This window comes from Micromonospora sp. NPDC003776 (assembly GCF_053605645.1).
In genome coordinates this window covers 1-7,186 of the sequence record NZ_JBSGJR010000366.1, presented here as the reverse complement: position 1 = coordinate 7,186, position 7,186 = coordinate 1, and the positions used below count along the sequence as shown (strand labels likewise).

Genomic DNA, 7,186 nt, shown 5'->3' with positions numbered 1-7,186 from the left:
GGCGACCCGGCCGCCGAGCGGGTCCGGGCCGCCGGCCGCCCGCAGCCGGGCCGCGGCGACCGCCTCCAGCAGCGCGGCGACCCGCGGGGCGGGCCAGACCGCCCGGCGGTGATCCGCGCGGGCGGCGGCCCCCCGGGCGGCGTCGATCCGGTCGGCCAGGTCGCCGGCGGTCCGGCCCCACAGGTCGGCGAGGGGGACCCGCTGATCCCGCAGCTCGTGGGCGGGCACCCCGAACACGGCGGGCCCGACGCCGGGCGGCAGCCGCAGCCCGACCCAGCGCTCCCCCGGCACGCTCAGCGACAGGTGGGCGGTGCGGTCCGGCCCGGCGACCAGCAGCCCGGCCCGGCTGGACCAGAGCAGATCCAGGCACCCGTCCGGCAGCACGCGGGCCGGCCCCGTACCGGCGCTGACGCTCTCCCACAGCACCGCGCCCGCGATGCCGCCCGCCGCCCGTTCCCGGTACATCCCTCCACCCTGCCACGGCGACCACCACGACGCCGTAGCCGAGATCCTGGGCAGTTGCCGTTCCTGGGGAACGGCAACTGTCCAAGATCCGGGGCGGTCACGGAAGGCGGTGGTGCATGGCGAGGCGGAGGAGGACGAAACGGAGGGCGGTGGCCGCCAGGTTGGCGGCGACCAGGACGGTCAGTTCCAGGGCCCGCGGCGGGGTCGCCGCGGCGGCGTGCAGCACCGCCAGTGACCCACTGGTCAGGGCGAGGCCGAGGGCGAACGCGAGCAGCCCCTGGAGATGGTGCCGGCCGACGTGCCGGCGCCCGGTGACACCGAAGGTGAGCCGACGGTTGGCGGCCGTGTTGGCCACCGCGGTGACCAGCAGCGCCAGCAGGTTCGCCGCCTGCGCCCCGAACGGGCCCCGGGCCAGCACGAACAGCACCAGGTACGCGAGCGTGCTGGCCACCCCGACCGCCGCGAACCGGACGAGCTGCCGGGGCAGCCCCACCGGCACCTGGGCGGGTGGCGGGGTCAGGGGCGCCCGGCCGAGCTGTTGGCGCAGCTCCGCCAGGGGCAGCGCCCCGGTCAGCAGGCCTCGGCCCAGCCGCCCGATGCCGCGCAGGTCAGCCAGTGCCGTGGCGACGATGTCCACCCGGCTGTCCGGGTCGTCCACCCAGTCCACCGGCACCTCGTGGATCCGCAGCCCGGCCCGCTGGGCGAGGACCAGCAGCTCGGTGTCGAAGAACCAGCCGGTGTCCTGGACCAGCGGCAGCAGTCCGGCCGCCACGTCGGCGCGGACCGCCTTGAAGCCGCACTGCGCGTCGGAGAACCGCGCCGCGAGGGTGCCGCGCAGCAGCAGGTTGTAGCCCCGGGAGATCACCTCCCGCTTGGCGCCCCGGACCACCCGGCTGGTCCGCGCCAGCCGGGTGCCGATGGCCAGGTCGGAGTGGCCGGAGATGAGCGGCGCGACCAGCGGCAACAGCGCGGCCAGGTCGGTGGAGAGGTCCACGTCCATGTACGCCAGCACCGGCGCCGGTGAGGCGGACCAGGCCGCCCGCAGGGCCCGCCCCCGCCCCTTGGCGTCCAGGTGCAGCACGCCCAGCTCGGGCAGCTGCGCGGCGAGCGCCTCGGCCACCGCGAGGGTGCCGTCCACGCTGGCGTTGTCCGCCACCGTGATCCGGAACGGGTACGGGAAGTGCTCGGTCAGGTGCGCGTGCAACCGCCGTACGCACGGCGCCAGGTCGGTCTCCTCGTTGTGCACCGGGACCACCACGTCCAGCACCACTGTGGGCGTCGCCGGCCGGGCCCGTACCGCCGCCCGAGGTTCGCTCGTCCTGGTCATGTCAGCCCTGCTCTCCGCTGCTCAGGTCGTACACGGTGACGCCGTCCACGGTCTTCGCGGTGAAGTGCTCGGCGACCCAGCCGGCGATCTCCTGGGAGGCGTTGCTGCCGCCGTTGGCCCGGAACCCGCCGCCGCCGATGAAGTAGTGGATCCTTCCGGCGGCGGCGTACCGCTGGAACTGGGCGAGCGTCGGGGACGGGTCGCTGCCGTTGAACCCGCCGATCGGCATCACCGGCTCCCGGGTGGCGAGCTGGTAGCCGGAGGCGTTGTTCGACCCGATGGTCGCGGCCACCCAGGTGTAGTCGTCGGCGTCCGCCGTCAGCAGCGCGGTCATCTCCGCGCTCGGTTCGCGGGCGTCGAGCAGCCCGCCCATGCCGCCGCCGCGCGCCGACCGGCCGCCGCCGCTCGGGAACTGGCCGCCGCCGGGGAGGCCGGGGAACTGCCCGTTCTGGCCGGTGCCGCCGTTCTGGCCGGTGCCGTTGCGGCCGGGAAAGCCGGGGAACTGGCGGCTGCCACCGTCGTGGCGGCCCGGAAAGCCGCCACCGGGGAACCCGCCGCGCCCGCCGGGGCCGAAGGCGCCCTGGACGAACGGCCCCGCGCTGGGAATCGAGCCGGTGTGGGCGGTCGCGGCCGTCTCCAGCGAGTAGGCGACCGGGCCGACGAGGGCGGCCGCCGCGCCGAGCGCGAGCACCACCGGGGCGACCCGACGGGGCAGCCAGTCGGCGAGCAGCAGCAGCGCGGCGGCGGCCAGGCCGACCGCCAGCACGGGGGTCCGCAGCCAGGGATGCCAGTCGGCGCTGCGGCCGAGCAGGCGCCACGACCACCAGGCGGTGACCGCCAGGGTGACCGCGAGGGTCGCGGTGGCGGCGAGGGCGCGCCGCCGGTTCCCGGCCGGACCGCCGGCCGGAGGGATCAGGGACGCGGCCGGCGGGACCGGACCGGACACGGCGGCCGGGGCGTAGCCGGCGACGGTGGGCACGGGCCGCGGGGCGGAGCGGGCGCGCCACAGCAGGGTCGCCCCGATGCCGACCAGGGCGCCGATCGCCGGGGCCAGGGCCACCGTGTAGTACGGGTGGAAGATGCCGGACATGAAGCTGAAGATCAGCCCGGTGACCAGCAGCCAGCCGCCCCAGAGCAGCAGCCCGGCCCGGGTCCGGTCGGTGCGCGCCGCGCGGCCGGCCAGCACGAGCCCGGCCACCAGCAGGATCAACGCGGCCGGCAGCAGCCAGGAGACCTGCCCGCCGACCTCGGTGTCGAACATCCGCAGCAGGCCGTTCTGGCCGGCGAACGGGCCGCCGCCACCGCCGCCCATCCGGCCCGCGCCGCCGACGCTGCCCTCCTCGTCGCCGGTGATCCGGCCCAGGCCGTTGTAGCCGAGGGTCAGCTCGAGGATGCTGTTGTGCTGCGACCCGCCGATGTACGGGCGGGCGCTGGCCGGAACGAGCTCCACGAACGCCACCCACCAGCCGGCGGCGACGACCACGGCCAGCCCGGAGAGCAGCAGCTGCCGGACGCGCCGCCAGAAGCCGGTCGGCGCGGCCAGCAGGTAGACCCCGGCGAAGACCGGGATCACCAGGAACGCCTGGAGCATCTTGGTGAGGAAGCCGAGGCCGACCAGGGCGCCGGTCAGCACGATCCACCGGGTGCTGGCCGTCTCCACCGCGCGCACGGTCGCGTACGCGGCCGTGATCAGCAGGAAGACCAGCAGGGCGTCGGGGTTGTTGAACCGGAACATCAGGGTGGCGACCGGGGTGACCGCGAGCACCGCGCCGGCGACCAGCCCGGCGGCCGGGCCGTACCAGCGGCGGATGGCCGCGTACAGGACGCCGACCGAGGCGACCCCGAGCAGCGCCTGCGGGACCAGGATCGACCAGCTGTTCAGCCCGAACACCCGCACGGAGAGCGCCATCAGCCAGAGCGAGGCCGGGGTCTTGTCGACGGTGATCGAGTTGGCCGCGTCGGAGGAGCCGTAGAAGAACGCCTTCCAGCTCTCCGAGCCGGCCTGCACGGCCGCCGAGTAGAACGCGTTGCCCCAGCCCGAGGCGCCCAGGCCCCACAGGTACAGCAGCGCGGTGGCCAGCAGCAGGCCGGCCAGGGCCGGTCTCGCCCAGCGCGGGTCCCGGCGTGGCGGGTCGGCGGGCGGGCTGGCCACGTCGGCGCGAACCGGTTCCGGGGCGGGCGCGGGGGCCGGGTCGGTCGCGGGCGACCCGGCCGTGGGCGCGGTCAGCAGGCTCTCTGTTCTCTCCATGCCGGCCAGCCTCGGGTAGCCCGCTGGCGCACCCCCGTGAACGACCTATGCGTCGGCTGTGGATCCCGGCAGCCGGACCGTGAACACGGTCCGCCCGGGGCGGCTGGCCACGTCGACCCGGCCGTGGTGCGCCTCCACCACCGCGGCCACGATGGACAGGCCCAGGCCGGTGCTGCCGTGGGCCCGGGAGCGTGAGCTGTCGCCCCGGGCGAAGCGTTCGAAGACCTCGGGCTGCAGCTCGGCGGGGATGCCCGGGCCGTCGTCGGCCACGCTCAGCTCCACCCCGTCGGGGGCCGCGGCGAGCCGGGTGGTGACGGTGGTGCCGGGCGGGGTGTGCACCCGGGCGTTGGCCAGCAGGTTCGCCACCACCTGGTGCAGCCGGTGGGCGTCGCCGGTGACGGCGACCGGCTCGTCGGGCAGGTCGAGCTGCCAACGGTGGTCGGGCCCGGCCACGTGGGCGTCGCTGACCGCGTTGACGACCAGCGCGGTGAGGTCGACCGGCTCGGCCGCGAGGGGCCGGCCGGAGTCGAGCCGGGCCAGGAGCAGCAGGTCGTCGACGAGGCTGGTCATCCGGGTGCTCTCCGACTCGACCCGGCGCAGCGCGTGCGCCACGTCCGGCGGCACCTCGTCCCGGCCGCGCCGGGCCACCTCCGCGTAGCCCCGGATCGCCGCCAGGGGCGTACGCAGCTCGTGGCTGGCGTCGGCGACGAACTGGCGTACCCGGGTCTCGCTGGCCTGCCGGGCGGCGAGCGCGGCCGCGACGTGCCCCAGCATCCGGTTGAGCGCGCCGCCCACCTGTCCCACCTCGGTACGCGGGTCGGTGTCGGCCTCGGGCACCCGGACGGACAGGGCCACCTCGCCCCGGTCGAGCGGCAGTTCGGTGACCCGGGCGGCGGTGGCCACGACGCGGTTGAGCGGCCGCAGCGTGGCCCGGACGATCACCAGGCCGAGACTGCCGGCGATGATCAGCCCGGCGGTGATCACGCCGGCCTGCGCGACCATCATCCACATCACCGTCTCCTCCACGGAGGAGAGCGGGATGGCGAAGATCAGCACGTCCCCGTCCTGAACCTGGCGCGCCGCGGCGCGGTAGTCGCCATGGTCCCCCAGCTCGACGGTGCGGGGCCGGCCGTCGGTGGGCTGGTGGGTCAACGCGGTCACCTCGCCCGGCAGCACCCGCTCGACGTCCCCGGTCTCGGTCCGGATCGTGCTGGACGCGACCTGCCCGTCCACGAGCTTGACCGCCACCGAGTTCGGCGGGAAGCCGGGCGGCGGGGCCAGCTGGTGCTGCTCACCGCCTGGAACGGGCACCTGCGAGGGGCGCTCGCGGAAGAGTTCCTCGACCTCGCGTCCCCGGCGGTCACCACCGGTGAGCTGGTTGTCGACCTGGCTGATCAGGAAGTGCCGCAGGGCGACCGTGGTCAGCCCGCCGATGCCGACGCTGACCAGGGCGAGGAGCGCCACCACGGAGAGCACCAGGCGACGGCGCAGCGACCAGCCGGCGAGCCGGCGACGCCACCGCCCGCCCGGGTCACTCCGCGGGCTTGAGGACATAGCCCGCCCCGCGCAGGGTGTGGATCATCGGCTCGCGGCCCGCGTCGATCTTCTTGCGCAGGTACGAGATGTACAGCTCGACGACGTTGGCCTGGCCACCGAAGTCGTAGTTCCAGACCCGGTCGAGGATCTGCGCCTTGCTCAGCACCCGGCGCGGGTTGCGCATCAGGTAGCGCAGCAGCTCGAACTCGGTGGCGGTGAGGGTGATCAGGTCGCCGCCCCGACGTACCTCGTGGCTGTCCTCGTCGAGGCTGAGGTCGCCGACGGTGAGCACGGCGTCCTCGCGGGTGGCGACCGCGAACCCGGACCGGCGCAGCAGGGCGCGCAGGCGGGCGATCACCTCCTCGAGGCTGAACGGCTTGGTGACGTAGTCGTCCCCGCCGACGGTGAGCCCGGCGATCCGCTCCTCCACGGCGTCGCGCGCGGTCAGGAAGAGCACCGGCACGGTCGGGCTGTCCTCGCGCAGCCGGCGCAGCACCTGGAAGCCGTCGAGGTCGGGCAGCATCACGTCGAGCACGACGACGTCCGGCTTGAACTGCCGGGCGGTGCTGATCGCGGCCATCCCGTTGCCGGCGGTGGTGACCTGCCAGCCCTCGTAGCGCAGCGCCATCGAGAGCAGGTCGGTGAGCGTCGGCTCGTCGTCCACCACCAGCACCCGCACCGGCTCACCGTCCGGCCGGCGCAGTTCGATCCGGCCCTGCGCGGCCCGCCCATCCATGACCATGCCCCCATCGTGGAGGGCCCCGCTGTGCCGGCCCTGTCCCGATCCTGTGTACCAGCTGTGCGGGCCGGCCGGGCGGTTCCGCGCCACCCTGCGCCACCCCGCTTCGCGTTGGGCCGGGCCGCCGGGCCGCACAGCCGGGCCACAGGTGGGGCCCACGTCACCTCCAGCCGGGCGGGGCACGCTGCCGGCATGGGCGTGGACGGAACCTTCGAGGTCCGCTGGTGGTGGCGGGACCGGCCGGTACGGGTGGCGGTGTCCGACCGTACCGCGCTGCCGGCGGCCCGGCGGACGGTGGCGCGCCGGCTGGCCGGGCTGCGAGCCGTGGATCTGGAGCTGGCCCGGGCACACCGGGCCGCCGGCCGGCCGGTGCCGGTCGGCCCACTCCTGCGCGAGCTGGTGTCGGTGGCCCTCCGAGCGGCCGAGGCGAGTGGCGGGGCGGTGGACCCGGCGGTCGGCGCGGCGCGGCTGCGCCGGTCGGCGGGGCCGGTGCCGAGCTGCGGCTCCGGCTGGGGGCGGGTGGAGCGTTCCGCGGACTGGCGGGGGGTGTCGCTGCGCGGCGACCGGCTGGCGGTGCCGCCGCCGTGCTGGCTGGACCTGGGCGCGACGGCCACGGCGTACCTGGTGCAGCGCTGCGCGGAGCAGGTGGCGGCCCGGCACGGGACCGGGGTGCTGGTGGCGGTGGGGTCCCGGCTCGCGGTGGCCGGCCCGGCGCCGGCCGGCGGTTGGCGGGTGTCGCCCGGCCCGCCGACCCGGGCCGGCGGCGCGCTGGTCACCGCCGACGTGCTGCGCCCCGACGGCGGCGGGGTACGCGACCCGCGTACCGGCGGGGCACCCGCCTCCCCGTGGGCGGGGGTGTCGGTCGCCGCCC

6 protein-coding genes are annotated in these 7,186 nt (G+C 76.1%); 1 reads left to right on the top strand and 5 read right to left on the bottom strand.

Features of this window, described 5'->3' with window-relative positions:
* The 5 genes from ACWEVO_RS24935 to ACWEVO_RS24915 all read right to left on the bottom strand — a co-directional run.
* Positions 1-465, bottom strand: a 465-nt coding sequence (locus tag ACWEVO_RS24935; protein ID WP_452309939.1) for a DUF6597 domain-containing transcriptional factor, incomplete at its 3' end; no start/stop codon positions are given.
* A 97-nt stretch (positions 466-562) separates the two neighbouring features.
* Positions 563-1,792 carry a glycosyltransferase gene (locus ACWEVO_RS24930; RefSeq protein WP_452309938.1) on the bottom strand — a complete coding sequence of 410 codons (1,230 nt, stop codon included), beginning with the start codon at positions 1,790-1,792 and terminating at the stop codon, positions 563-565.
* 1 nt (position 1,793) lies between these two features.
* On the bottom strand, positions 1,794-4,040 hold the full coding sequence (locus ACWEVO_RS24925; RefSeq protein WP_452309937.1) for an ArnT family glycosyltransferase: 2,247 nt from the start codon (positions 4,038-4,040) through the stop codon (positions 1,794-1,796).
* A gap of 45 nt (positions 4,041-4,085) precedes the next feature.
* Positions 4,086-5,594, bottom strand: a complete 1,509-nt coding sequence (locus ACWEVO_RS24920) for a sensor histidine kinase (protein ID WP_452309936.1) — start codon at positions 5,592-5,594, stop codon at positions 4,086-4,088.
* A complete protein-coding gene (locus tag ACWEVO_RS24915; RefSeq protein ID WP_452309940.1) occupies positions 5,572-6,312 on the bottom strand; it encodes a response regulator transcription factor in 741 nt (246 codons plus the stop codon). The genes ACWEVO_RS24920 and ACWEVO_RS24915 overlap by 23 nt, the downstream gene beginning before the upstream one ends.
* A gap of 195 nt (positions 6,313-6,507) precedes the next feature.
* On the opposite strand from ACWEVO_RS24915, the gene ACWEVO_RS24910 reads away from it, so the two are divergent.
* Positions 6,508-7,186: FAD:protein FMN transferase (locus ACWEVO_RS24910; RefSeq protein WP_452309935.1), on the top strand; the 679-nt coding region annotated here is incomplete at its 3' end.